Origin of the sequence: Streptococcus infantis, from assembly GCF_047464215.1 — a bacterium.
GTDB classification, from domain to species: domain Bacteria; phylum Bacillota; class Bacilli; order Lactobacillales; family Streptococcaceae; genus Streptococcus; species Streptococcus infantis_P.
On sequence record NZ_JASHCG010000010.1, the window covers coordinates 37434 to 64090 of the forward strand.

General features: G+C 38.7%; 27 protein-coding genes. 9 read left to right on the forward strand and 18 right to left on the reverse strand.

Going from position 1 to position 26657, the window contains the following annotated elements:
• Position 1: 1 nt before the first annotated feature.
• Positions 2 to 292, reverse strand: a complete 291-nt coding sequence (locus QM469_RS07060; protein ID WP_414276375.1) for a hypothetical protein — start codon at positions 290 to 292, stop codon at positions 2 to 4.
• Between the two features lie 358 nt (positions 293 to 650).
• Between QM469_RS07060 and QM469_RS07065 the strand changes: the two genes are divergently transcribed.
• Positions 651 to 872 (forward strand): hypothetical protein, encoded by a 222-nt coding sequence (locus QM469_RS07065; RefSeq protein ID WP_414276374.1) that lies wholly within the window; start codon positions 651 to 653, stop codon positions 870 to 872.
• A gap of 102 nt (positions 873 to 974) precedes the next feature.
• On the opposite strand, the gene QM469_RS07070 is transcribed toward QM469_RS07065, so the two are convergent.
• Both QM469_RS07070 and QM469_RS07075 read right to left on the reverse strand, forming a co-directional pair.
• Complete coding sequence (locus tag QM469_RS07070) at positions 975 to 1688, reverse strand: ORF6C domain-containing protein (protein ID WP_414276373.1); 714 nt, start codon at positions 1686 to 1688, stop codon at positions 975 to 977.
• 33 nt (positions 1689 to 1721) lie between these two features.
• Positions 1722 to 1928: a helix-turn-helix transcriptional regulator gene (locus QM469_RS07075; protein WP_033585569.1), complete on the reverse strand. Its 207-nt coding sequence runs from the start codon at positions 1926 to 1928 to the stop codon at positions 1722 to 1724.
• A 173-nt stretch (positions 1929 to 2101) separates the two neighbouring features.
• Between QM469_RS07075 and QM469_RS07080 the strand changes: the two genes are divergently transcribed.
• The 4 genes from QM469_RS07080 (at position 2102) to QM469_RS07095 (ending at position 6051) form a co-directional block, all read left to right on the forward strand.
• The gene (locus tag QM469_RS07080) at positions 2102 to 2857 is read left to right on the forward strand and encodes an XRE family transcriptional regulator (protein WP_414276372.1); all 756 of its coding nucleotides are present in this window, start codon (positions 2102 to 2104) and stop codon (positions 2855 to 2857) included.
• Positions 2858 to 2869: 12 nt separating this feature from the next.
• The gene (locus QM469_RS07085; protein WP_414276371.1) at positions 2870 to 3781 is read left to right on the forward strand and encodes an HIRAN domain-containing protein; all 912 of its coding nucleotides are present in this window, start codon (positions 2870 to 2872) and stop codon (positions 3779 to 3781) included.
• A 160-nt stretch (positions 3782 to 3941) separates the two neighbouring features.
• Positions 3942 to 5087, forward strand: coding sequence for a tyrosine-type recombinase/integrase (locus tag QM469_RS07090; protein WP_414276370.1), 1146 nt, complete (start codon positions 3942 to 3944; stop codon positions 5085 to 5087).
• A 106-nt stretch (positions 5088 to 5193) separates the two neighbouring features.
• Positions 5194 to 6051 (forward strand): DUF975 family protein, encoded by an 858-nt coding sequence (locus QM469_RS07095; RefSeq protein ID WP_311523817.1) that lies wholly within the window; start codon positions 5194 to 5196, stop codon positions 6049 to 6051.
• 50 nt (positions 6052 to 6101) lie between these two features.
• Here QM469_RS07095 and QM469_RS07100 read toward each other — a convergent pair whose 3' ends face one another.
• The 10 genes from QM469_RS07100 to QM469_RS07145 form a co-directional block, all read right to left on the reverse strand.
• Entirely contained in the window at positions 6102 to 7529 is a 1428-nt protein-coding gene (locus QM469_RS07100) for a cytosine permease (RefSeq protein ID WP_153225648.1), read from the reverse strand.
• Positions 7529 to 7714 (reverse strand): hypothetical protein, encoded by a 186-nt coding sequence (locus QM469_RS07105; RefSeq protein WP_153225647.1) that lies wholly within the window; start codon positions 7712 to 7714, stop codon positions 7529 to 7531. Before QM469_RS07105 ends, QM469_RS07100 begins: the two co-directional genes overlap by 1 nt.
• Before the next feature lies 1 nt (position 7715).
• On the reverse strand, positions 7716 to 9494 hold the full coding sequence (locus tag QM469_RS07110) for a phosphotransferase (protein ID WP_311522977.1): 1779 nt from the start codon (positions 9492 to 9494) through the stop codon (positions 7716 to 7718).
• A gap of 353 nt (positions 9495 to 9847) precedes the next feature.
• Complete coding sequence (locus QM469_RS07115; protein ID WP_371608300.1) at positions 9848 to 10210, reverse strand: DUF1304 domain-containing protein; 363 nt, start codon at positions 10208 to 10210, stop codon at positions 9848 to 9850.
• A gap of 10 nt (positions 10211 to 10220) precedes the next feature.
• Complete coding sequence (locus QM469_RS07120) at positions 10221 to 10646, reverse strand: MarR family winged helix-turn-helix transcriptional regulator (RefSeq protein WP_371608321.1); 426 nt, start codon at positions 10644 to 10646, stop codon at positions 10221 to 10223.
• A 224-nt stretch (positions 10647 to 10870) separates the two neighbouring features.
• The gene (locus QM469_RS07125; RefSeq protein WP_414276369.1) at positions 10871 to 12004 is read right to left on the reverse strand and encodes a LysM peptidoglycan-binding domain-containing protein; all 1134 of its coding nucleotides are present in this window, start codon (positions 12002 to 12004) and stop codon (positions 10871 to 10873) included.
• Between the two features lie 176 nt (positions 12005 to 12180).
• Complete coding sequence (locus QM469_RS07130) at positions 12181 to 12795, reverse strand: HAD-IA family hydrolase (RefSeq protein ID WP_414276368.1); 615 nt, start codon at positions 12793 to 12795, stop codon at positions 12181 to 12183.
• Positions 12796 to 12798: 3 nt separating this feature from the next.
• Complete coding sequence (locus tag QM469_RS07135) at positions 12799 to 14079, reverse strand: MATE family efflux transporter (RefSeq protein WP_414276367.1); 1281 nt, start codon at positions 14077 to 14079, stop codon at positions 12799 to 12801.
• Between the two features lie 60 nt (positions 14080 to 14139).
• Positions 14140 to 15624: a threonine synthase gene (gene thrC, locus QM469_RS07140; protein WP_414276366.1), complete on the reverse strand. Its 1485-nt coding sequence runs from the start codon at positions 15622 to 15624 to the stop codon at positions 14140 to 14142.
• Positions 15625 to 15698: 74 nt separating this feature from the next.
• A complete protein-coding gene (locus QM469_RS07145; RefSeq protein ID WP_414276365.1) occupies positions 15699 to 16976 on the reverse strand; it encodes a gamma-glutamylcysteine synthetase in 1278 nt (425 codons plus the stop codon).
• A gap of 369 nt (positions 16977 to 17345) precedes the next feature.
• On the opposite strand from QM469_RS07145, the gene adhP reads away from it, so the two are divergent.
• The 4 genes from adhP to QM469_RS07165 all read left to right on the forward strand — a co-directional run bounded on the left by adhP (position 17346) and on the right by QM469_RS07165 (position 21561).
• Complete coding sequence (gene adhP, locus QM469_RS07150; protein WP_414276364.1) at positions 17346 to 18365, forward strand: alcohol dehydrogenase AdhP; 1020 nt, start codon at positions 17346 to 17348, stop codon at positions 18363 to 18365.
• Between the two features lie 438 nt (positions 18366 to 18803).
• Positions 18804 to 19793, forward strand: coding sequence for a PTS sugar transporter subunit IIB (locus tag QM469_RS07155; protein ID WP_248035889.1), 990 nt, complete (start codon positions 18804 to 18806; stop codon positions 19791 to 19793).
• Positions 19794 to 19822: 29 nt separating this feature from the next.
• On the forward strand, positions 19823 to 20635 hold the full coding sequence (locus tag QM469_RS07160; protein WP_060955180.1) for a PTS mannose/fructose/sorbose transporter subunit IIC: 813 nt from the start codon (positions 19823 to 19825) through the stop codon (positions 20633 to 20635).
• Between the two features lie 14 nt (positions 20636 to 20649).
• Complete coding sequence (locus QM469_RS07165) at positions 20650 to 21561, forward strand: PTS system mannose/fructose/sorbose family transporter subunit IID (RefSeq protein ID WP_045763029.1); 912 nt, start codon at positions 20650 to 20652, stop codon at positions 21559 to 21561.
• 234 nt (positions 21562 to 21795) lie between these two features.
• Here the strand turns inward: QM469_RS07165 and QM469_RS07170 are convergent, their stop codons facing one another.
• The 5 genes from QM469_RS07170 to pepC form a co-directional block, all read right to left on the reverse strand.
• Positions 21796 to 22215, reverse strand: coding sequence for a leucine-rich repeat domain-containing protein (locus tag QM469_RS07170; RefSeq protein ID WP_414286107.1), 420 nt, complete (start codon positions 22213 to 22215; stop codon positions 21796 to 21798).
• A 338-nt stretch (positions 22216 to 22553) separates the two neighbouring features.
• Entirely contained in the window at positions 22554 to 22799 is a 246-nt protein-coding gene (locus QM469_RS07175) for a hypothetical protein (protein ID WP_004238875.1), read from the reverse strand.
• Between the two features lie 166 nt (positions 22800 to 22965).
• Positions 22966 to 23544 (reverse strand): DUF4230 domain-containing protein, encoded by a 579-nt coding sequence (locus tag QM469_RS07180; RefSeq protein ID WP_000493216.1) that lies wholly within the window; start codon positions 23542 to 23544, stop codon positions 22966 to 22968.
• A gap of 261 nt (positions 23545 to 23805) precedes the next feature.
• Positions 23806 to 25122 (reverse strand): ISL3 family transposase, encoded by a 1317-nt coding sequence (locus QM469_RS07185; RefSeq protein WP_001059646.1) that lies wholly within the window; start codon positions 25120 to 25122, stop codon positions 23806 to 23808.
• Positions 25123 to 25260: 138 nt separating this feature from the next.
• Positions 25261 to 26595 (reverse strand): aminopeptidase C, encoded by a 1335-nt coding sequence (gene pepC, locus QM469_RS07190; RefSeq protein WP_414276363.1) that lies wholly within the window; start codon positions 26593 to 26595, stop codon positions 25261 to 25263.
• Between the last annotated feature and the right edge of the window lie 62 nt (positions 26596 to 26657).

A 26657-nucleotide genomic window follows, 5' to 3' on the forward strand; every position in this document is an offset into this window, starting at 1 on the left:
CTTATACTCTCAATTTTCGTACTTCTTTTTCTAATTCCAAAATCTCATAAACATCATTGACATCATACATAGTATCTTTCCCTTGCTTACGAAATCTTAATCCTTTTCGTTCGAGCATCTTAACATATCCGTGAGTAAAGCCGAACTTCTTCATCAAAGCTTGTTGATTGATTGGCATGCGATCATTCTCTAACTGCTCCTTGACCTGCTTTTCAGCAAAAGCCAACAATTGCTTTGTGAACAATTCAGCACTTTCGCCATCCAATCGTAATTGTAACGTTATACCTTCCATTTTCTACATCCTCTCAACTATGCGGGCAAGCATTTTTGTGATATAATGGTCTAAATTGTTTAAGTAAGTACCTGATCTCCGTCAGGTGCTTTTTTGTTTATACAATATTACTTTCCATCGCCCTGAGTTCAATCTCATGGCTAACTTGTTTTTATAGCTTCTCACACGCTATTTTTGCCTCTCTGTACGTTGTAGATTCGCTGATGAAGTAATCAGCAAGTTCAATGACTTTATCTTCCATTCAACCTCCTATATCAGTCTCAAGACCGATGCCGTTTTCTTCTAATTTGCTATAATAAATTTGACTAGGACCTCTCACTGTTTTAGTCAAAAATTCAATAGAAAGGAGGAAAACTATATGGCGAAATTAACTAAAGAAGATGCTTTTCAAGTTTCTAGCGAAATCATAAAGGATGCCATGCCTCATATCGAAGATATGTTAGACGAGGTATTCCAAAAATACCCAATTGATATGGAAGTTAGAAAAGCTATTCTTCATAGCGTTCTTGCCGCTTATAAGCTCAGTACAGAAACTACGGTCTCTTTACTCGTTCAGCTAGTAAACTCTCAAGAAAACTAATGTATGTTAGTATATTTCGAACTAATTCAGGGTCTACCTTTACGAAGGTGGACTCTTTTTTCCCACTATACGGATATCGTTTTGGTCTCATTTCTTCCCTCCCTACGCTTGACTAAAAGCGTTCAGCTCCATGATTTTCATCTTTGTATTGGTGCTTGGCTCCCAAGTCATCCAATAGGCCAGGGCTGCTTCTGCAAACTTCTTCGGTAGCAAATCATAGCGACTGATATTGAAGTGGTCTTTAAAATCAATCTCAGCTTGTCTGAAGACTGATTGAGCGAAGATTTTATCCGCATAAGCTGGACTGTCAATTCCACCCAGGCAAGCGACTACTCGAGCTTTGCGCTTTTTCAAGAGTGATTGAGCGTAGCTTGGATGAATTGGTTGCTCATTCTTGAGATAGTCGATATCTTCAATCATGCTTGCTTGTTGTTCACGAAGCTTCTTTTGTCCAGTAAATAGAGCGATGAAGGCATCTTCGTCTAGGTCCTCACGAATGAAACCACCTTGTCTGCGAATGGCTGGAAGAACTTCTGATGTTACCCAACGTTTAAATTCTTTCGCTTGTGGAAGCTTACTTGAAAGAATGAGAGAGTAGAGCCCAGATTCGTTGATGATGATAGTATTTTGTGTTCGACCTAGATTGTCGGTGAGTCCGTATTTCACGGAGTCGTCTTCATCAACGTGCCGAGAAATTGCGTCCAGAGGCTTAGCATATCCTAAGATGTCCGCAACGTCTTTCCCAACGAACCAAGGCTCGTCATCAATTGTCAAAGTACGGACTTCTCGCCCGTGAAAATTAAAAATTTCGTTCATAATATTCCTTTCTACGCCTTTTCTTTTTTGCGGTTAAACCGCAATATCGTGTAAAAAAATAATGTCATCAATAGACACATCAAAAGCAGTAGCGATTTGATAAGCCTGCGTTACAGTAGGCTCTGTTTTACCTCGCTCCCAATTTCCCCAAGTATCAGCAGAGACATCAAGGGCCTTAGCTGCGTCCACTTGTCGCCAGTTCTTTAGCGTTCGCAATGTTTTAAGAGTCATTTTTGGCATTTTACTGTCCTTTCTAACGTTTTTTATAATTGACTGACTCAACTATGATTATATTATAATGCGGTTAAACCGCAATGTCAAGTATTTTTTGCGTTTTTTCCGTATTTTTTTATTTTTTTCTTTACTTTTTTGCGCTTTTGCCGTAATATATTCTATATAAAGGAGTGATACAAATGAGCAATAATAAAAGTAAAGAAATTTTCTCTACGAACTTGGAAAATTTGATGAGCAGCAGAGGAGTTGATAGAAATAAGCTCTGTTCTGATCTCGGATTGAAGTACACTACTGTAAGAGATTGGTTAAAAGGCATAACTTATCCTCGGATAGGAAAGATCGAATTACTTGCAGACTATTTTGGAGTAAACAAATCGGACTTGATAGAGGATAAAACTCAAGAAGTAAAAGAACTAAAAATCCCTACTTCCCCTCTTGTTCAAAAAATCACTGAAAAAGTTGTAAAGTTATCAACTCCAAGAAAACAAAAAATTCTGAACTATGCTAATGAACAATTAAAAGAACAGAATAATAAAGTGATTATGATTGAGGAAAAGCTTTTTGAATACCGTGTTTTTGAAAAGCTATCAGCTGGTACTGGATTTTCATACTTCAACGATGGGAACTATGATACTGTTTTTTATGACAAAGACCTAGACCACGATTTCGCTTCTTGGGTTTTCGGGGATTCTATGGAGCCTAAGTATATGAATGGGGAGGTCGTTCTTATCAAAGAAACAGGATTTGACTATGATGGTGCTGTTTATGCAGTTGATTGGGATGGCCAAACTTATATCAAGAAAGTCTATAAAGAAAAAGACGGTCTTAGACTCGTCTCTATCAATAACAAATATAAAGATAAATTCGCACCATTTGAAGAAGATCCGAGAATCATTGGAAAAATAGTCGGAAACTTCATGCCAATTGAAAATTAAAAGGAGAAAGCTATGAAAATAGGAATGAGAAAACCAAGTCTAACTAAAAGCCTAAAAGCTAGGACTACTAGCAAATGGAAAAGGCAGGCTAAAAAAGCTATTATCCCTGGATATGGTAAGAAAGGCGTGGGATGGATAAAGAATCCCAAGAAAGCCATGTATAACAAGGTCTATCATAAGACAACATTTGGACTTTCTGATTTACTGAAACCTTCTAAAAAGAAAAAAGTAGTCACAAAGAAACAACAATCAATTCTGACATCTAATGGCAGAAAGAAATACACAGCAAAAGAACACAAAGAGGCTTCATTAGTCTTTCTTGTTATTTCTGTAATACTACTTTTTCTGATTCCTCCTCTGGGTGTGATGCTGTTATTCATCAGTCTCCTTACTTTTCTTATCAGTTATTTAGCTGAAAAACGAGAAAAAAAGACAAAGAAAGAAAATTATAGCGGTCCTAGTGTTGATAAGATTGTTTTCCATGATGATTTCTTGTTGATGGGGACAAATTATCATAAAGAAGAAGCTGAAGCTGCTGCTGATTTTCTTTCTAAAGGAATTCATTATTTTGGAAAAGATAATAAGAGTTTAAAATCTTATATGCTTGAAACATATAAACCAGTTTATAAATACAATAAATTAAAAACAGTTGATGTTCATCTATTCCCAGAACCAACAAATCCTCATGATAAAAATGCTATCAAAGTTTTAGTGAATAATATCTTTGTTGGATACTTGCCTGCTATGATCGCATCACAAATTTCATCATACATAGCTAATCCAAATTACCGATACGATGCAATCCTTACTGGTAGGGGTGGACCATACAAAACACTAAACATCGAAACTGAGAGAGTTATTTCTCGTGAAAAAGAATTGACGTATTATCTAGATTTAACAGTATGGCGCCTAGCTAAAAAATAAAAAATCCCCACACTCTCCGACCGCCATCTTTGAGTGTGAGGTTTCAATCTTCCATCTAGCAAGCAATGGAAAAGATGATAAAAAAATACAACTATAGTTTATCATAAGTTCTACACCTTTTCAACTATGCGGGCAAGCAATCGAAAAGAAAGGACATTTTATGATAAAAAAATACATTACCAAAAAAGGAGAGACTAGATACCTCTTTCAAACATACCTGGGCATAGATCCAGCTACTCGAAAAGAAAAACGCACAACACGCCGTGGTTTTAAAACCATTAAAGAGGCCAAGGCAGCCGAACGTGATCTTCTCTTAGATGTTGAAGAGAATGGTTTTTCAAACAATGAGGATTTCCAGAACCCTACATTCGCTGAAGTTGCTGAGCTATGGCTTGAAAGCTATAAAAGCACTGTAAAACCAACAACTTATCAGAACACTAAGAAGAAACTTAATGTTATGATTGACTCATATTTTACAGATATGAAGATTCAGCAAATCAGTGTAGCTTATTGTCAAAAGGTTGCTATCAAGTTAAGTAATCGCTATATCCTATATGCTAATTATTACTCTGTCATCAGCCGTATTTTCAAGTATGCCGCTTCTCTTGACATCATTAAGTCAAATCCCTTAGACAAGATTATCAAGCCTAAAAACAAACCTTTAAAGGGCAAGGAAAACTACTATACAAAACAGGAACTAACCGAATTCCTTAAAGTTTACAAAGCAAATTGTAAACCTGTAGACTATACCTTTTTTCACTTACTCGCTTTTTCTGGCTTGAGGACTGGAGAAGCAATTGGCCTCATGTGGTCAGATGTTGACTTTGAAAATAAACGGTTAAGCATTTCTCGCACGGCTGTCGTGATTGGTAAAAAACAAACTGTTCAGGATCCTAAAACCAAAATGAGCAAGAGGGTTATCACCTTAGATGATGAAACTCTGAATGTTTTGAAACTCTGGAAACGACAGCAAATAAAAGAATATTTTCAGGCTGGTGTGCCTTACAAACATGATTCGAATTATATCTTTACAAATAATAGCGGTGGATGGCTTTTGGCTGCGACTATGAAAGTGAAACTTAGCAGATTCTTTCGTAAACACAATAAACTTAAAAAAATTTCGCCTCACGGATTTAGGCATACACATGCTTCTCTCCTTTTTGAAGCTGGTGTTGCAGCAAAAATTATTTCAGATAGACTCGGTCACAATAATGTTCAAATCACTCTTGATATGTATACCCACATCAATGATAATCAACGTGTTGAAGTAGTTGACCAGCTCATGGATTTCATCCGCTCAAGCTAAAAGTAAAGTCGTATTCAATATCGTATTCACTTTTACTTAACACGCTAGAAGTCCACTGGTTTCAAAGGATTAGCAAGCTATGTACTATTTATGGTATAATGAAAGAATGAAATACCCAAAAATTGATTTAAAAGAAGTTCGTCAACAAGCTAAACAGTTTCAAGCTGAACATCCACGTCTATTGCTTGTCTTTTTATTACCAAGCATTTTTCTGATTCTATCCAGCTTTATAAGCCCATTATCCTTACTTGATGAGGGGATTCTTGAGCAATCCTTCTTTACTTTTTTGATGAGCTTGATCCAGTCCTCACTCTTTCCTCTAGCAATAGGATTTACAAGTTCTATTATCCTAGCTGGTGCTCTGTTTACAACCATTAATCTTTACAGAATTTCCGAGATAGAGCTTTCCTTTAAAGATAGTCTGTCCTTACTTGACAACCGCTTCTTCACCCAGACCTTTCTGACTCTCTTGCTCAAGCGTTTCTATCTCTTTTTGTGGAGCATCCCTAATCTTTTTGGTGTCTACTTGCTCTTTTATAGCAGTGCCATGGCTCGTAAATTTGTAGAACTTCATCCCGAATTTCCAGCCGTAGACGTCACCAATTCAGATATCGAACATTTTCTGCTCACTTTTGCACTCTACTTCTTTGGTAGCGTCTTTCTGATGATTTTGGGAACCATTGCCTATCTGCCACAATACTACGCTTATTCCCAAGTAGAGCTTCTCCTTTGCGATACCCTTGCAATTGGAATTGCCAAGCCAAGCCGCGTACTCAAAACCAGTCGCTTCCTTATGAAAGGCTATAAGTTCCAACGCTTCGTCCTTGATTTACAGCTACTTCCTTGGTATCTCCTTATCTGGATCAGCTTCGGAATTGCGAGCATCCCTACTTTCCCTTATATCTATAGTAGTCAATTCTTCTTTTATCAAAGATTACTCGAAATCAAGCGGAGAAAAGTTTAATGTGAATGATTAAAACCAGCACCTCAATAGAAAGTGCTGGTTGTTTTTATTTAAATGGTTACTTGATCTCTGTCTTTAATCATGTAGTGTTTTAATGGAGTTAGGCTTGCCAACCAATATAGGAAGCCACCAAAAATCGCCGTAAAGCCACTACCTGTTGTGATTAAGAAGATCGAACTTTGAATTTGTTTAGTTAGGGGATTGTAAACAAAGAGTACCGCAACTAACAGAGATACGAATACACAAGACAAACCAACTAAATTAAATCCCTTAGTAAACTCATAAGCCTGATGTCCATCTAAGAAATAAGCTGATCGTAAATCTAATTTCCGTTTTCTTATCAAGAAATAATCAACAACAATCATTCCAATAATAGGCCCTTGAATATAAGCTGCAAGCGAGATAAAAGAACCAAAATATTCTTCTACGCCACCCCAAATTGTTAACGCACTCACATAAATCATGGCAATCCAAACCATTAGTTTATAGCTCACCTTAGGCATACCACTTTTAACAATCATACAGTTCACATAGGATCCTGTCCCTTGAGTTCCAATATTTGCAAAAGCTACTAGCAATAAACTAAGAAGAGCAAAGGTAGGAGTACTCAAGGTTGAAAGCATCGCAGTTGGATCACTCTCGTAAACTCCTGTTCTTACAAACATAGCTAGAGCCATAACACCCCCCGTCGCAGCAAAGAATGGTGCCACCACGCCATAAGATAAAGAAGTAGCCCAATACCCACTACGTTCTGATTTTGCTAAACGTGGTAAAATTAATGCTTGCGTTGACCAAGAAAAGGCAGTCGCTACATTCCCCTCTCCTGAAATCATAAATCGTTCTAGTGGGCTCAAATCTCCTTGTACTGCTGGTTGAACGTTCATAATGTCAGTAATCGGAACTGCTACAAAACAAATTCCAACGATAATCAATCCAACAACTAGCAAAGCAATTACCATAAACCGATTAATACCTTTTATAACCTCCGGTCCACCAAGGGCAATCAAGGTCCCTAATAAGACACAAAGTGTCCCAAGAATTGGTGCCCAAATCCCCTTCTCCAGTCCAAGGCCGAAATTATTAGCTAGATGAATCATAGAACTGGCAAAAAGATTTGCAGTAACTGCATACCAACCAAAATTTGCTAAACTGATAGTTGTTGACAAAAATGCCACTCCACGCTTCCCTAAAACCGCTCGAAGCCAAATCCATAAATCAATTCCGTATCTCACTGCAAACAAGGTGGGAAGACACTCGATAAAGACCCAAATAATATTAAAGCTAAAAATATTGATTAACATCTGGCTAAAGGTCAAATATTGAGCAACATACGCTCCTTGTGTGTAACACCAAGTTGCAATCGCAAAACCACTTGTTGATAAGAATAAATCCCAGAAGGAATATTGCCGATCCTTACTAGTCATTGGAACAATCCCAGTTATGGTTTCTTGTTGAATAAAGTCGGTCGTTTTCGACATTATTTAATTCCTCCTGTCATAGCTAAGATAATCAAGATTAGATTAATTCCAATGATGACACCAATCAAAGCAAAATCTTTTTTTAAGAATGGTTGCGCAAAATCATAGTCTGGAGATTCCATTTCTTCCAGTCTTCGCTTCGTTTCATCTGCTACCAATTGTTCAATTTCAGATACAGATTTCATCTTATTTTTCTCCTAGATATAACTCTAATGAAAGTTGTCCGTATTGTCTGGTAAATCGATACCAAGTATAAAGAAATTCTCCCACAGGTTTTCCAACACTCTCTTGGAATAAGGCCCACAAGAACCAATAATAAGATGTCACTGCCACATAGGCTAAATAATGACGTCTTGTTTTTGTATCTGGAACTTCTTGCAAGTAAATCTCAAGCACTTTCTCAGCTTGTTCAACAGTATAATTCGAACAACCAATGAAGGTACCTAAATCCCCTGCAGGGTCCCCCATACCAGAATACTCCCAATCAATCAGACTCATCTCCTCTTGTTCGTTTAGGAGAAAATTAGGGCTATAGGAATCTCCATGACATAAAACTCTCTCAGTGTCATCCTGTTTTAAAAATTCTCTAATAGTTGAAATGTTTTTATCGAGTTCATCAAGTCCATCAAACTCAAAACGATTGCTAGCCTTCAATTTTTCTCTAAAATCATCAATTCCTACAAATAAATCAAAATTATGAGTTGTCTTCTCTCCAGACTGATGTAGTTTTCTCAAGAGCCCCATAGCTTTTTCTACATGATCCCAATTATCATAATCAAGCGGTCTAGCGTTAGGGATAAATTCTGAAATCTTCCACCCTTCGTTTTTATCCATTGCAACAAATGTTCTGTCTATTTGCAGTTTTGCTGCAATTTCCATAGAAGCTGCTTCACTTGATCTGTTGATATATTTTTCAGTTCCTCTTCCAGGATGACGATAAACATATTTTTTATCAAGACAATCAAAGCTAAAGGATGTATTGGTCAAACCATCTTTGAGTGGTTTAATATGAACAATATCCGAAGCATCACAATTCAAGGTCTTGCAGATGTTATCAATAATCTCAGAATTAGAATTCATCAAGTAGCGGTCATCAAATTGACGCAACTCATCTAAGGAATCAAATTCTTTAACAATATCCGCTGAATAATGACGAGCTTCTAGATGCAATTCATGAACATTACGGGTATAGTAATCTTCCCAGAGCTGTTCTTTATAGGGTTCGTGTTTAAACTCAGTTTCTAAAATTTTTACGAATTTTTCACTAAAGGCACGGTCAAAATACACATGTCCCACCATAGCCCAAGTGTCTTTACCACCAATCTGTATGTCAACAATCATGTTGTTGGAGTCTTCGGTAGCACAATATTCGTCTGTCTCGCCTTCCACAAATATTGTTGAATAGTAGCCCCTATAAATATACTTCTCAAATGGATTTTCGGCAAAATAATTGTCCGATGAACAAATATAAGTATTTGATAGTTGATCTCTAACCAACATTAATGAAGAACAGTTATTGTATTTATAGTAATCATTATTGACAACGATTTTTACACCATATTTTTCAGCAAGGTAAAACATTTTTTCCTGCATATACCCTACAATAACCGTAATATCTTCTATACCTGCTTCCTGTAGTTGTTCAATTTCCCTTTCAATCAGGCGCTCCCCTTTGACTTTTAACAATCCTTTTGGTACTTCGTAAGACAATGGTGCAAATCGACTACTCATTCCTGCAGCCATAATCACTGCATTTTGTACTCGATAAGGTTCTAAAGCTTCTTTTCCTAACTCAGATAGGTGACCTTCTTGATCAATCCAATTAGCTTCTTTCATTTCTTTAAGCAGGGAATTAATTGTTCCTAAAGAAACTTCCAATTGTTCCGCTAACTGTCTTTGTGTAAACTCCTCTTGTGGATGCTCTTGCAAAAAAGACAGTAATTTAAATTGTTTTTCTGAAATCATATTGATAACCTCTTTTTGTTCAATGATTGTTTAAAAAAGATTATAGTATGAACAGTCGCTTTTGTCAAGTATTATCCAAATAAACTTTAATAGTAAAGAAGTAGTCTTGAATAACATGAGCACGCATTTCCATAAGTTTTTAAAGATTTACAAACAGCACTTCCTTAACCACACTGAAGTGAACCAACTTAAAAACAAAAATTCGTATAAAAGTCTAATCGTAAATAAAAAAGCGAACCATACTTGTTTCTGATACTCAGAATTCTATCTTGTCCGCTTTTTTATTTAATTTATCAAGCATAAGGATTTATAATAATAGATTTTTAAATCTAATATTTTTCCACCTCCGCTTTTTATTTCAAGAAAAGGATGCTCAAGAGGGCTAAAATAGCTGGCCCACCTTGCTTTAGAATGATTTTTTTATCTGCTGTTAAGGCACCATAAGCCGCTGCTCCTATGACAAATAAAACAAAGATTGTCACGATTTCAAGGCTCTGCGAGAAATAGATTCCATAAAGAAGAAATAGACCTATCAAGGCATTGTAAATTCCCTGATTCTTGAAAAGAGAGGTTACTGATGGCCTTCCTAATTCTTCCTTATCCATGTTAAAGACACGACTGGTTGTGTCCGATTGGGTTGCGATACTCTCCAAATAAAAGATATAAAAATGTTCGAGGGCAACAAGGGTTGCTAAAATAGTAGTAATGATTGACATCGTTTTCTCCTTAAAATTCTATTTTTTCTAATCCTGATACTAGTTTTGTCAACAAAGCTATCAGGTCTTGCTGCTCAGTAGAGGATAAGATGTTCTCCATCTGTTCCTTCACTCGCAAGTGATGTTTAGGCGGATTGACCAAGAGTTGATTCTTGGCTTCTTGGGTTAATTCAACTAAGACTTCTCGCTGATTGATTGGATTCCGATTGCGACTGACATAGCCCTCTGACTCCAGTATCTTAAAATGACGGGTCAAGGCTGCCTGGTCAATTTGTAACTTCTCCTGAACGGCAATCTGGTTACAGGGTGACTGTTGCAGTAAAGATTGCAGGATTTGATAGCGGGTCAAACTAATTCCCAATTGTTTCTCAAAAAGTTGAGTGATGGTCTGATCTGTTAAATGAAGCTGGTAAAGTAAATCATGCATTTTTAGTATTTTCTCCTTTCTTTGATATTTGATTTATCAATTATTGACTTATCAAGTATATTACAAATAAATTGACTTTGCAAGTCTTTTGCTTACTCCGTTAAATTAGTCTCCTAGTCACAATCCCTCAAGGCTATGTTTTTCTATTTTATGCCTGGAGTTTATTTACGCTATCTAAGAGTTTGAAAATAAAAAAAGAAGCGGAAACTCAAGTTCCCAACTTCTTAATATTCTTAGTTCATCGATACGTGAACGTGGTCATAGTGGTTTTCTGTAATGCTTCCACGATCTGGCATTGGATTCCAAGTGTAAGCCGGTCCATATTTACTTGGGTATGGTGCGTAGAAACGTTGTTTCCAGATGATATAGTTAATTCCACGAGTCGCCATGTTCTGGATCGCATAATCTGCAATTTGGTCTCCAAGAGCTGAGCTTACTGGAACCATAAAGTCAATAGCAAGGCCTTTTCCGTGGTCTCCGCTATCTCCTGGACGGTAGCCACTAAAGGATGTAATGCCGAATAAGTTGGCAATTTCTTCTTTAAAGGCCGCAGTTTGTGGTTGAAGACCTGCATTTTCTGATTTTGAAGCTGCAATACTTGCATAATCAGGTGCTACTGGTGCTGCATAAGTTGCTGATGAACCTTGGCTTGCTTCAGCTTGATAAGTTGATGGTGCTGATTGAGTCTCTGTTACAGTCTCTGTAACTGGTGCTTCTGTTGTAGTCGTTTCTTCCACTACAGGTGTTTCTGCGACCGGCTCTTCCACTGGTGCTGAAACTTCTGCAACGGCTCCTGTTGTTGTTTCTGCTGCAGATCCTTCTGCTGGTGTTGCAACTTCAGTAGTGGCTTCTACTACTGACTCTTCTACCGGTGCTACAACTTCTGTAACAGCTTCTGTTGTTGCTTCTGCCACTGGCTCAGCTACAGTTGTTTCTGCAACTGGTTGAGTTAAATCTTCAACCTGTACAGTTTGGTCGTCTACAGTGACTTGGTTGGTTGTCAAATCTGCTGTTGCAGTTGTAACTTCGCCACCTTGAACTGTATCAGGGGTTTGAATTTCAACCTCTGTCACTTCTTCTTTTTCATTGACAGTTGTTGTAAGGACTGTCTCAGGGAAGATCAAATCAATATTGCTGATCTTGTTCAAGTTAGCAAGAACGGTCACATCCACTCCCAAAGCTTCGGCAATGGTACTTAAGGTATCACCATACTGAATCGTATAGCTTGTTTTATTCTCACTCTTGGTAACATCGTTTTGAATTTGCTCAACACTACGCGCTGTCCATACTAGTTCTTCTGCTTGAGTTGCCAATACAGGGGCAAGGGATAAGGCTACTGTTGATGCTAAAATAATTCTTTTCTTCATACTATCAAACTCCTTTTCAAATGTAGTACCTGTCTATCATAACACAAAGAAAATAGAAAAAAAGCCCTTTTGGGGCTATTTAACAGAACTGTACATTCGTTGTAACAAATTACATTACTTGAAATAGTTTGTTAGTTTCTTGTCATCAGGCTGACACATTCTTCTTGAAGAAAATTCTAGAAGGAAAGCGAGCTAATGTCTTCTAAATGCTCTATCTGTTGATTACAAGGTACAGGTGAGGCAAGAAAATTGATACTCTGAATCCCACTATTTTGAGCAAATTCGATATCCAAAGTCCGATCACCGATATAATAAGTTTGCTGAGGATCTAGTTCATACTTATCTAGAAGATAAATCGCAGCTTCTGGACTAGGCTTCCGAGAAAAGCCACTTTGATTGGTTAAAATTTCTGTGAAATAGTGGGCCAAACCCAAATTTTCCAAAATTGTAAAAGCATTGTCCCCTTTATGGGTATAAACAAACTGCTCAATTCCTTGCTGGTCTGCCCAAGCTAAGATTTCACGCGCCCCTTGCATCAGAACCACTTGAGCATTCTTCTCAGCCAAACTCTGAGCACGAACCTGATTGAGCATATCAGCATCCAAGCCTCTTTCTTCTCCCACCTTTTCCAACAGATCTTGAACGGAAGTTTGTAGAATAAAGGCACGAACCTCAGCCTTATCATAAGGAATGTCAAACTGGGCAAAAGTCTCTTCGATTCCTGCTAAAATAGCCTCATAAGAGTCCAATAAAGTTCCATCTAAATCCCAGATAAATCCAATTTTTTTCATATGTCATCCTTTCAAAGAGATATATTGCTTATAACGATAGCGTAGGAAAATCCAACGGAAACCATTATCCAAAAGTGTTCCTGCCCAAATACCAGGCAAGCCCCAACCAAGAAAAATTCCCATCAGATACCCTGTTCCGATACGGATACACCACATCCCGATACTTGTCGCATAAAAGGGGAGGCGTGCATTTCCCAAACCCTGCCAGACAGCAGTATAAATGACTGTTCCCGTCGTCATCGGAGTTCCCAGTAGAGAGAACAGCGTCACCAAAACACTGGCTTCAATAGCCACAGGATCACTGGTATAGAGATAACTCAGTGGCGTTCCCAGAGCATAGATACTAAGTGTTAAGGGCAACATGAGAAAGAGAGACAAGTAAAAAGTTTGCTTACTGAGCTTGTCAACCCTTGCCCAATCATTTTCTCCAACTGCTCGAGCCACCTGCATAACTGTTGCCGTTGCGACTCCAAAGGCGGGCATATAGTTAAACTGAGTCAAGACTTCACCAATAGCATTCCCTGCGACGGCTTCAGTTCCGAAAGAAACAACCAAAGCAATAATAACCACATCTCCAGCTCGCATCATGAGACGCTCTCCCGCTGCAGGTAAAGCCAAAGTCAGTAAGTCTTTGTCCAGTCCAAACCTTGGTCTCGTATATGGAAGTTTTAATTGTGACCACAAAATCACAACCCCGATTAAACGAGATAGGATGGTCCCCCAAGCAACACCAGCTATGCCCATATCAAGAACAAAAATAGCTAGACTTGAAAAGAGAATATTCAAGGCATTGGATAAAAGACTCACATAAAGGGGAAGGCGCGGATTATGGGTGGCGCGAATCAAGACACCCAAACTAGTCATCAAGCCCAAGAGGACAATTGTCCCACCGACCAAAGCTAGGTATAGTCCACCACTCTCGGCCACAGCCGCTTCTGTCCCCAAAAGACCAATCATCTCTTGACCAGCAAAGATGGACAAGAACCCTAAAATCAAGCTCAAAAGCAAGGTTATCTTGAGCGCTTCTGTCACATGGTAGGCTAGTCTAGACTGGTCCTTCTGCCCCAAACTTTTGGAAATGACACTGGAAATCGCAGCTCCTAGAGCAATAAAAATTGCCTGGTAAATGGTGATAATATTGCCCGCTACAGATACACCCGAAATGGCTATCAAACCTAGATGGGCTACCAGATAGCTGTCCACCATTCCCATGAGCATCTGCAAGAAATTTTCACCCATGGCTGGCAGAGCTATGTTGAGAATGTCTTTATTTTTCTTAAACAATCCTTCCTCCTGATGAAAAGAAACTCAGTTAGTTGCCCAACCGAGTTTACTTCCTCTGTTTTAAAGTCCTAGATAAGATTCTACTGCAGTCTGCATCTCTGCTGCTGCAACAGTTGTCTTGTGACGAACTGGAGCTGTTTCGAGGCCATCAACTGCTGGTGGCACTGCTACTCCTGAGATTTCGTGTAATTGAGCCAAGGCTTCAAAATCGCTCAAACCTGATTTCCCTGTTACAGCTTCTACTGCAACCACTGGGAACTTGTATGGACTAGCAGTTGATGCAATCACGGTCTTAGTCACATCACCTGTAGCAGCTTGGTATTTTTTATAAACAGCTGAGGCAACCGCTGTATGTGGATCCTCAATGTAGGCATCTGTTTGATAAACACGCTTGATTTCTGCTGCTGTTTCCGCTTCAGTCGCATACTCAGCTGCAAAGAGGTCCAAAATCTCTGCATCAAAATCAGTCAACTCATATTGACCTTGGTTATTCAAAGCATTCATGAGTTCAGCTGTCTTAACCGCATCATTACCCAAAAGGTGGAAAATCAAGCGCTCCAAGTTTGAAGAGACCAAGATATCCATAGATGGGCTAGTGGTTACCTTAAACTCACGCTTCTTGTCATAAACACGAGTTTTAAAGAAGTCTGTCAAAACATTGTTGTCATTTGAAGCACAGATCAACTTACCAACTGGTAGACCGATTTGCTTAGCGTAAAAGGCAGCCAAGATATTTCCAAAGTTTCCTGTCGGAACGGTGAAGTTGACCTTGTCACCAGCCTTAATCTCGCCAGTTTTAACAAGCTGAGCGTAAGCATACACATAATAGACAATCTGTGGTACCAAACGGCCAATGTTCATAGAGTTGGCTGATGAAAATTGCAACTTGTTAGCTGCTAATTTTTCACGAAGGGCCACATCATTGAACATATGCTTCACATTAGTCTGAGCATCGTCAAAGTTTCCATCAATAGCGATAACATGAGTGTTGTCACCAGTTTGAGTGGTCATTTGCAACTCTTGTACCTTGCTGACACCATCTTTTGGATAAAAGACGATAATTTCAGTTCCAGGAACATCCGCAAATCCTGCCATAGCAGCTTTCCCAGTGTCCCCAGATGTCGCTGTCAAAATGACAATCTTGTTTTCCAAGCCATGTTTCTTAGCTGCCGTTGTCATAAAGTATGGCAAGATAGACAAGGCCATGTCTTTAAAAGCAATGGTTGAACCATGGAAGAGTTCCAAGTTGTATTGACCATCAAGTTTGACAAGAGGAGCAATGGCTGGAGTATCAAACTTGCTATCGTAGGCGTTGGTAATACAGTAGTCCAACTCCTCTGCTGTAAAGTCATCCAAGAAGGCTGACAAAACAAGCTTGGCTACTTCTTGGTAAGAAGCGTCCTTTAATGTGTCAAAATCCAAATCTACCTTTGGATAACTAACCGGAGTAAACAAACCTCCATCTGTTGCCAAACCTTGCAAAATCGCTTGGCTGGCTGTTACGGTATTTTTTGCGTCTCGCGTTGATTGATAAACTAATGTCATAAATCTCTATCCTTTATCTATAGTCTCATCCATTATAACATGATTTTTCAGAAAATTCTTCCTTTATAAGAAAATTATAGAGTCATTTTTTCTTTCAAAGGCTCTAAATAGGTCATTTCTTGCTGACCTCTCATTTCAAGACCTTGCTCTGCTATAGCTAGTAAGTCTTTTGAGAATTGAACAATTCCAGCTGTTTCCTCATCTGAAAGCTGTTTCTTAGAAAACTGGCGTCTCAAAGATTTGTAGTCACGACCAAATCTCTCAAAGAAAGGTGCTGTTTCTAGGTATGTTTCAAGCTTGTCTAGATTCACCAGCAAACCTAGATGAAAGGCAGCCGACGCAAAAGTGCGGTCTAGTGGTTGCGTACAAACACTACGAAATTCGACCGTCCCTCGAGTTGTTAAGTCTTGATATTGGTAACTACGGTGCGTTTGAAAATCCTTCTCTTGAGGAACAAGCAGAGTTTCTTTTCCATTTAGAGTATAGGCCGAAACTTCCTCAGTAGCTAGGTAATCTCTAGCCCGAATCGGAGAAAAATAGTAGGTTTCCCCATCTCGTTCTGCTGTAAAAATCGCAGAGCGGTCGAGATAATCAAAGAAATCATCCTCATCTTTGAAGAGTCTGGCATTGACACCAACATTCTCTGGATAAATCCCATGCATGGAGTCTTCCCAAAAGATATCTCGTGAAATCTGAGTATCCCAGTCTGCTCCTGAAAACTCAGAATTGGCAAATAAGAAAGCTTTGGCTGCCTCAAGCTGAGTGAAAGCATTGATGACACGTAGGTAGTTAGCAGTCGATACGTCCAACTGAACTTGACTCCCACAGATAAAGGCTCCATATTGGGGAAAGTCATACAAATCAGCACTCTCTTGGCGACTTCCCATCTGCAGATAAGCCATCAGCATCTGGTAGCGAGGATAAGCAACAGGCCTATTATCATTGATATCCCAGTTCGGGTGAATCCCCCATCCTTGGATAGCATGATCCTTTTCTCCTAGCTTCTCCTGAATTACTTCCATATAAGCTCTAAAGCGCCCTTCCACTTCCTGAATACTCTTTGCCTTCCCAAAAGCAAACTCCAAGGTCGTGTAAGAAACCTCAAACAGAATTCGATCTTGACTCATCGGTTCTACAAGTTGAATTGGATTGCCATCCTGGTCCTCCTTTTCAACTTTCAGACTGAGAGCATCCACCAAAAAGCACATCAAATCCTTACTGACTTCAATATCTGTAGGCTGACCTTTCTTATGAACGATTGGAAACTCCAACTCAATGCCAATGTAGAGCTCTGGATTTTCTTTGATATTCTTTAAATAGCGGTCTTTTAATAACTGAACTGAAGGGGACATACATACCTCTCATTCTAACTTCTCATACTAGAAAACAAATTACTCTCTATTATACCAAAAAGTCCTAGAGAAGGACCTTAGAAAATCTGTTTGCAAGCTCGCTCCCTAGATTTAAGACCAAATAACTTCCTCATTATATGAAATTTTATGCCAAGACGTCAGATATCATTGTTCAATTTTCACAGTCTCATCAACTGGTTAAGCGATTACATATGTTTTTGCATCAAATCCCTTGTGCTATATTAAATATAGTGATACAATTCACATATAGACAAAAAAGAGGGCAGTTCAAATTCGACTTCACTTGAAAGCTTTTCAAGCCAAGCCCCTTTTCCTCTGCACCTCAACGACTAATCAAGGAGGATAGCTATGAAAGCTGTTGTTGTAAATCCAGTAAGCACTGGTGTTGCTATTGAAGAAAAAGTGCTCCGTCCGCTCGAAACTGGGGAAGCACTTGTTGAAGTTGAGTACTGTGGTGTTTGCCACACAGACCTCCACGTTGCCCATGGTGACTTTGGAAAAGTTCCAGGACGCGTTCTCGGTCACGAAGGGATCGGTATCGTCAAAGAAGTTGCTCCTGATGTTAAAAGCCTCAAAGTTGGCGACCGTGTCAGCGTAGCTTGGTTTTTTGAAGGCTGCGGTATGTGTGAATACTGTACAACTGGACGCGAAACTCTTTGCCGTTCCGTAAAAAATGCTGGCTACTCAGTAGATGGTGGTATGGCAGAACAATGTATCGTAACTGCAGATTATGCTGTTAAGGTTCCAGAAGGGCTCGATCCAGCCCAAGCTTCTTCTATCACTTGTGCCGGTGTTACTACCTACAAGGCTATCAAAGAAGCAAAAGTTGAGCCAGGTCAATGGGTTGTCCTCTATGGTGCTGGAGGCCTTGGTAACTTGGCTGTTCAATACGCTAAAAAAGTGTTTAACGCTCACGTTATCGCAGTTGACATTAACAATGATAAACTTGCCCTAGCTAAAGAAGTTGGTGCAGATATCGTGATTAACGGTCTTGAAGTCGAAGATGTCCCAGGCCTTATCAAAGAAAAGACAAACGGTGGTGCTCACTCAGCTGTCGTAACAGCTGTATCAAAAGTTGCCTTTAACCAAGCAGTTGACTCTGTTCGTGCAGGTGGTCGTGTAGTAGCTGTCGGTCTCCCATCTGAAATGATGGATCTAAGCATCGTCAAAACAGTTCTTGACGGTATCCAAGTCATCGGTTCTCTCGTTGGAACACGTAAAGATTTGGAAGAAGCCTTCCAATTTGGTGCTGAAGGTCTGGTTGTACCAATCGTTCAAAAACGCCCTGTCGAAGATGCCATTGCTGTCTTTGATGAAATGGCTGCCGGTACCATCCAAGGTCGTATGGTTCTAGACTTTACTCATTAAGATAAATAATAAATGCCAAAACGAGGTAGGACAGAAAATCCCACCTCGTTTTTTTAGCAATAAAATTTTGATACGACAACTAATTGGACTTGGGGCATTTTTTAGACGCCCAAGAGCACTAGTGAAGAAAACGTCATTTTTCTAGACAAATTCTACAAGCAAACAGCGGATTGTTGAAACATCAGGGACCCGGACTAGAAAGTCGTGAGTTAATTCATCGACCTCTGCCCACCCATTTTTTATATTAAATTTTTTTACCATTTTATAGACGATTTTACAAAAAGTTTATATATCAATATCTGTAAAGATAAAGCTTTGAGATTTTTTTCACTCTTTATTATAATTAGTTGCTTTTTTTCTGAAAACGATTTATACTTAAGGAGTCTTAAAGTTTTCTTAAACTACGAGTCAAACATTTTATAAGGAGGAATGACAATAATGAGTATCGGAATCATTATTGCGAGCCACGGTGAATTTGCCGCTGGTATTCATCAGTCAGGATCTATGATCTTTGGTGAACAAGAAAAGGTTCAAGTTGTAACCTTTATGCCAAACGAAGGTCCAGATGATTTATACGCAAAATTCAACAATGCTGTGGCTGCATTTGACGCAGAAGATGAGGTTCTAGTCTTGGCTGACCTTTGGAGTGGTTCTCCATTTAACCAAGCAAGCCGCGTAATGGGAGAAAATCCTGAGCGTAAATTTGCCATCATCACAGGACTTAACTTGCCGATGTTGATCCAAGCCTACACAGAGCGCCTTATGGATGCTAATGCTGGAGTGGATAAAGTCGCTGCGAACATCATTAAAGAAGCCAAAGATGGCATCAAGGCTCTACCAGAAGAGATAAACCCAGCTGAGGAAGTTGCAACTGCTGCAGCTGCTCCTGTAGCCCAAGCTGCCATCCCAGAAGGAACTGTTATCGGAGACGGTAAATTGAAAATCAATCTTGCTCGTCTTGACACACGTCTTCTTCATGGACAAGTCGCAACTGCTTGGACACCAGATTCAAAAGCTAACCGTATCATCGTTGCTTCAGATAACGTAGCTAACGACGATCTTCGTAAAGAATTGATCAAACAAGCAGCTCCTAACGGAGTGAAGGCTAACGTTGTACCAATCAAAAAATTGATTGAGGTTGCAAAAGACCCTCGTTTTGGTGAAACACACGCCCTTATCTTGTTTGAAACACCTCAAGATGCCCTTCGTGCTATCGAAGGCGGTGTGCCAATCAAGACTCTTAACGTTGGTTCAATGGCTCACTCAACTGGTAAAACAATGGTCAATAACGTATTGTCAATGGACAAAGACGACGTTGCTACATTTGAAAAAATGCGCGACCTTGGCGTTGAATTTGATGTACGTAAAGTACCAAACGACACTAAAAAAGATTTGTTTGACTTGATTAGCAAAGCTAACGTTCAATAATTAACATTAAATAGAAAAGGAATAAAACCATGTCAGATATTTCATTCATTTCTGCTATCTTGGTTGTAGTTGTTGCCTTCTTCGCAGGTCTTGAAGGTATCCTCGACCAATTCCAATTCCATCAACCAATCGTCGCATGTACCCTTATCGGTCTTGTCACAGGTAACCTTGAAGCAGGGGTTATGCTTGGTGGATCACTTCAAATGATCGCCCTTGGTTGGGCAAACATCGGTGCTGCCGTTGCTCCTGACGCTGCCCTTGCCTCTGTTGCCGCTGCAATCATCATGATTAAAGGTGGTAACTTTACTACTGAAGGTATCGCAGTCGCAACTGCTACTGCAATACCTCTTGCCGTAGCTGGACTTTTCTTGACTATGATTGTTCGTACAATCTCAGTTGGTTTGGTTCACACTGCTGACGCTGCTGCTAAAGAAGGAAACATTACAGCTGTTGAACGCGCTCACTACTTTGCCCTCGCTCTTCAAGGTCTACGTATTGCTATCCCAGCTGCACTCTTGCTTGCAATGCCAACTGAAGCCGTTCAAAGCGTATTGAACCTTATGCCAGAATGGCTTAAAGGTGGTATGGCTGTCGGTGGTGCTATGGTCGTTGCCGTTGGTTACGCATTGGTTATCAACATGATGGCTACTCGTGAAGTATGGCCATTCTTCGCTATCGGTTTTGCTCTTGCAGCAATCTCTCAATTGACTTTGATTGCCCTTGGTGTCATCGGTGTTGCCCTTGCCTTCATCTACCTCAACCTTTCTAAACAAGGTGGAAACGGCGGAGGAGGAGCTGCAACTTCTAACGATCCAATCGGTGATATCCTAGAAGACTACTAGAAAGGGGAACAATCATGGCTGAAAAAATTCAATTATCAAAATCAGATCGCCAAAAAGTTTGGTGGCGTTCACAATTCCTTCAAGGTTCTTGGAACTACGAACGTATGCAAAACTTGGGTTGGGCTTACTCTTTGATCCCAGCTATCAAGAAACTTTACACTAAAAAAGAAGACCAAGCTGCTGCTCTTGAGCGTCACCTCGAGTTCTTCAACACTCACCCATACGTAGCTGCCCCAATCATGGGGGTTACTCTTGCACTTGAAGAAGAACGCGCAAACGGTACTGAAATCGATGACGCTGCTATCCAAGGTGTTAAGATCGGTATGATGGGACCTCTTGCTGGTATCGGTGACCCAGTCTTCTGGTTTACAGTTCGTCCTATCCTTGGTGCCCTTGGTGCATCACTTGCTGCAACTGGTAACATCGTTGGTCCACTTCTCTTCTTCTTTGGATGGAATGCAATCCGTATGTCTTTCCTATGGTATACACAAGAGTTTGGTTACAAGGCTGGATCTGAAATCACTAAAGATATGTCAGGTGGTATCTTGAAAGACATCACTAAAGGAGCTTCTATCCTTGGTATGTTCATCCTTGCCGTTCTTGTACAACGTTGGGTATCAATCAACTTCACTATCAACCTTCCAGGTAAACAATTGTCAGAAGGTGCCTACATCGTCTTCCCAGAAGGTCCTGTTACAGGTGGAGAATTGAAGGGAATCCTCGGCCAAGCACTTAGCGGATTGAGCTTGGATAGCGTTCAACCACAAACCCTTCAAGGACAGTTGAACTCATTGATCCCAGGATTGATGGGACTTCTCCTTACTTTCCTTTGCATGTGGTTGCTTAAGAAAAAAGTATCTCCAATCACAATCATTCTTGCCCTCTTTGTAGTTGGTATCGCAGCTCGTTTCTTCGGTATCATGTAATCTCGGTGAGAATTTACAAACAAAAAAAGAATCAGGTTTATCTCCTGATTCTTTTGGCTCTTTGTCAAATAGTGTTGATGAAGAACCTAATGAAAAAAGAATCCAACAAAAATTGGACTACCTGTCTCCGGTTGGATACCGAAGACGGTAGCCCTAGGGTGTTTTTATTAAATTCTCACTTTTTGGGGTCAGTCCCTAAGCCTGATAGTAATTTTTTGTTCATACTATTCCCCTTTAGTCATTTACTACTTTAAGTTGCATTGCTTTAGCTACTTCTTCTGCCTTTGATCCCTTAGGTGTATGGATTTCTACATCTGGGTTACAGTTATCCACAAAATAGAAGTATTCTGTAATTTCTGTTACACTTGCTGGAATTGTAATAGATTTAATTGATGATATCCCCCAGAATACTAATGTTCCAATACTCTTTGTTCCTTCTGGGAATACAACTGATTCTAATGAACTGTCAGAGTTGAAAACATCATCTTCTACTGTTTCTATTGACTTACCAAAGTGGACATACTTTAACTTATTGTCAATCGTAAACGCACCTTTTCCAATATATCGTACTGTATCTGGTAAAACGATTGCCTCACAATGTTTCAAGTTCGCAAGACCACGTTCTCCAATTGCGATAACAGGTTTACCTTTAATTTCCTTTGGTACACGAACAACCTTATCGTCAGAAGTACAACTATAGATGACATAACCTTCTTCCCATAAATATACGCATGTTAATATATTAATATCTTTAAGGATTTATAACTATAGTTCCTTAATTTTCCCAGTAAAAAAACGAAAGGCACCACAAGTTATTTATGTGTTTTCTTTAAACGATTCATGTACTTCTGTCGCAACTTCTCACCCGCCTTTAATTGCGGTTGCGATAGATTGAGGACCTAAATATGCATCCCCTGTTATTAGTTCATTTCTATTGTATTCTGATGTTGACCGAAAGTCAAATTTTTACCTTTCATCTAGAACACTAAAGTCTACTTTTGTTCAATTGCTGCAACGACAAGGTCACATGGAATAATATGTTCACTACCTGCCACTTCATGCGTTGATCTTCTTCCACTTTCATCTGATTCACCAAGTTCCATTGTAATAACCTTTACACCAGTTACTTTCCCACTCTCATCACGCAATACTTCTTTAATATTCTCTAAGAAATGGAATGTAACACCTTCATTGTGTGCATCTTTGATTTGTAGTGTAGCTTCTAGTATATTGTTCATATGGTCATCATTCTTTTGTTTTAGGTTTCAGCGCTTTTAATATAATGGATGTTGGCCTTTTTGTATACACTAAAATAGGGTTGGTGGAAAATTTCCATCAACCCTAAAAATTATAGAACCACACAAAACCCTGACCAGAGATAGCCAGGGTTTTGTATTTCAAAAATTATTCTGTAAATTCTATAGTTACTTTTACTTCAGAATCCATTGAAGAAAATATTGTTTTATAATAATTGATTGCAGATTCTTTAATTTCACTCTTAAATTTATCTAAATACTCTGCTTGTTTATCACTAGAAAGTTGGTTAGCGACCAATTTCCCAGTATCAATATCTTCTGTAGTTCCACTTAATAACTCTCCATGACTATCATATAAATCATAAGGATTATCTTTTGAAAGTTCAACACCAATTACTTCCAATTTTGGAACAATAACCTTATATTCTTTTTCGCTTATTTGTTCAACCTTTACACTACTTTTAATTCCAAATTTAGCTTTATAATTTAAAATTACTAATGCTGCTTTTTTAGAGAACGGCACATCAAACCCAAAAACTTGAGTTGTTTTTGTTTCAGAAATAATTTCATTAATTCCCGCATTCAAAAATACAACTTCATTCACTTTTTCAATACTTTCGATATTAATTGACGATTTGACTTCTGATTTATGTTCCTTAGGTAAGAAAAATAGCACTCCAATAGCTATAATAGCTATTAATACCACATTCAATAGTACACTAAACATATTAACTTTCTTCTTTAATATAGACAAGATAAAAAAACCTCACTTTAAATAATCTATCTAAATTTTACACATTCTAAAGAAAATAGTCAATATTTTTTCGTACTATCTTCTAAAATTAATTGTGCCTATTAAAAATGAAATTAGTTTGTTGCATTTGATTTTATTTTTTGAACACCAAATCCATTTAAAATTGAGTGCTATTTTGAGCACTAAAAAAGGGCTCTTTGTCAAATAGTGTTGATGAAGAAATTTAGGAAGGGATTAAGCAACTAATTGTTGCTTAATTCCTTTTTGTTTTGGGCCAAACATTTTTGTTATTAAAATAATCCTATTTCTAAAATGGTAATAGTTTCTAAAGCCGTAGGCATTTCTTTTAAGCACTTTTATTTTATTGTTTATTCCTTCAATAGGGCCATTTGTTCTAGTTGGATACTCACAAGTATTTTGAATATATGGCAAGTAAGTCATAAGAGTCTTTAATACTCTTTTTAAACCAGGAGATAGGTCTAATTGCGTAGCTGCTTCAATCGTTTCCTTGAATTCTATATAATCTCTATCCTGTATACATTCACGAAGTGAATGTACAACCTCATAATCATTTTTAAGAGATGGATTTTTTTCTAAGATATAATCTACGATTCCTTTACTTGTTATGAAGCTTTCAAAAAGCTTATAACGATTATATTTATAGTTCTGAAGTTCATTAGAGTTCTTTAAAATTAACTTCCAATAATGTTTTAACTTTCGATATAATTTAGAGTCTTTATAGCGATGCTTATTCATGACACGTACCCGAGTTCGATTTAATTCTCTATTTAAGGCTTGTACGATATGAAAAGGATCAATGATAATTTTAGCGTTAGGAAACATTTCTTTTATTAATTGAATGTACGGTAAGTACATGTCGATGGAGATAGTTTTTACCTTTAATCTAGTCTTAGGCTCAAAACGATGAAAATACTTTTTCAAGCTGTAAGATTTTCTATCTCGTACAACATCGACCAGCTTGTGTGTAGTGCTATCACAAATAATGAAGCTCATATTACTATCGGAAGATTTGACGGATTTAAATTCATCAAAACACAAATGCTCAGGTAAATCGTGTAATGGTTTAATCTTTAGTAAACGTGTTGTATCATCTATGATACGTCTTACCGTATGAACTGAAACATTTGTTTCTTTTGCGATATAGGTTTCAGATACTGTTTCACTTATTTTTGATTTAATTTCGTTTTTTAAGCGTTTAGAGATATGACAGTGTTTTTCTACGATTCGACTAGTGTCTGCGGTAAATGAAGAGCCGCATTCTCTACAGAGAAATCTCTGCTTGCGTAGATTTAAGTAGGCCGCTAGGCCTGAAACAGAACAGAGAGTGATACGAGATGTTTTCGTGCCGTTTTTAACGATATTATTATTTCGGCTAACACACCCACAAACGGTACAAAATTCTGGTTTATGCGTATAAGTAGCTGCATAAAATAAAGATTTTCTCTTTTTAAATATCTTCTCTTGAACTTTATTATCCCAAATAATGTTTTTATCTTTGATTTGTAGTGTAGCTTCTAGTATATTGTTCATATGGTCATCATCCTTTTGTTTTAGGTTTCAGCGCTTTTAATATAATGGATGTTGGCCTTTTTGTATACACTAAAATAGGGTTGGTGGAAAATTTCCATCAACCCTAAAAATTATAGAACCGTTCTTTTTATATCTCATTTATTCAGCCAAGGCACCCATTGGATCCCATGGTGCAAGGACGATTGGTTCTGCTTCATAGGCAGCTTGTTCTTCTGCTGTTAGTAATTCCTTACGAACAACAATTTGGTAAGTGTACTCGTCCATCCAAGCATCTGAAGCAACAAAGTAACCATCTGTACCGACCTTGTCTCCCCATGAGTTTTCAACTTTCCATTTGACTGATCTGCCATTTTCATCCAAATCAACACCTGTCAAGACCATAGCGTGGGTCATCAAGCTTTCGCTGTAGTCCAAACGTCCTGCCTTGTCTTGAGTGAGTTGGATATCCATGCTTGATTCAAAATCATAAACATCTGTCGCAAGGATTCCGGCTTTACGGTTGCTGAGCTGGCCGACATCTGAACCAAACCAGACAGTTTCTCCTGTTTGCATTTGGGCAATGGCCAATTCTTTCAGACGTTCCATCGGTACGTTGATGTAGCGAACTGCACGGCTACCAACGACATTTCCCAACATCTCAACTGTGTAAGATTTACCATAAGGTTTGTCAGCGGTTGGTGCATTGATTACAGAAACGTAGTCTTCTAGTGGAAGGTCTACGTATTTCTTGTAAAATTCTTGTGGTGTGATGCCTTTTTCACTTTGGTAGTTGTTGTCCTTATCGCGATAAGCAAAGTCAAACTGACGTGGTGGGAGACCTAGTGACATGGCAAGGAAATTAAAGATTTCTTGCAAGAGGTCTTCTTTCTTAGCTTGAACAGTCGCTTGATCAGCACCAGAAGCCAAGAGGTCACGCAAGATTTGAGCATCTTGACGAAGCAATTTGTTAAGGATGGCATTGAGCTCACGGCTGCTGCTAGATGAAACAGACTCAGGATAAACAGACTTTGGAACGACACCATATTTTTCAAAGAGAGCTACAACCATATCCCATTGTCCACCATCTTGTTGTGGAGTTTGGAGTAGGAAGCTAACCTTGCGGCTTGTCAATTCTTGGTCAGCAGTCGCAATCACTTGCTCCAAGAACCAGTTAGATTTTTCATACTTGTCCCAGAAGAAGGTGTGGGCTTGTGACAATTCAAAGTTTTCAAGTTTGTATTGAGAGATGAGTTTGTGGCGGAAAGTATTAAGTGCCGCAAACATCCAGCAACGACCAGAAGCTTTCTGGTTAGTGACCTTGTCCTTAGTCAAGTCAAGTGAGAAAACAGGTGTGTTGTCTACATGGCTTTGACGACGCTCAAGGGCTGCAAAAATTCCATTGTGACTGGCAGCATTTTCGATAGCTTGGTATTTTACATTTGCTTCATAGTTGGCAAATAATTTATCTGTAAATGATTCTTGAATCGCGTTCATAAAATCCTCCTTTTTATTCTACAGTCTATTATAACGCTTTTCACAAAGGAAGCAACCAAAAA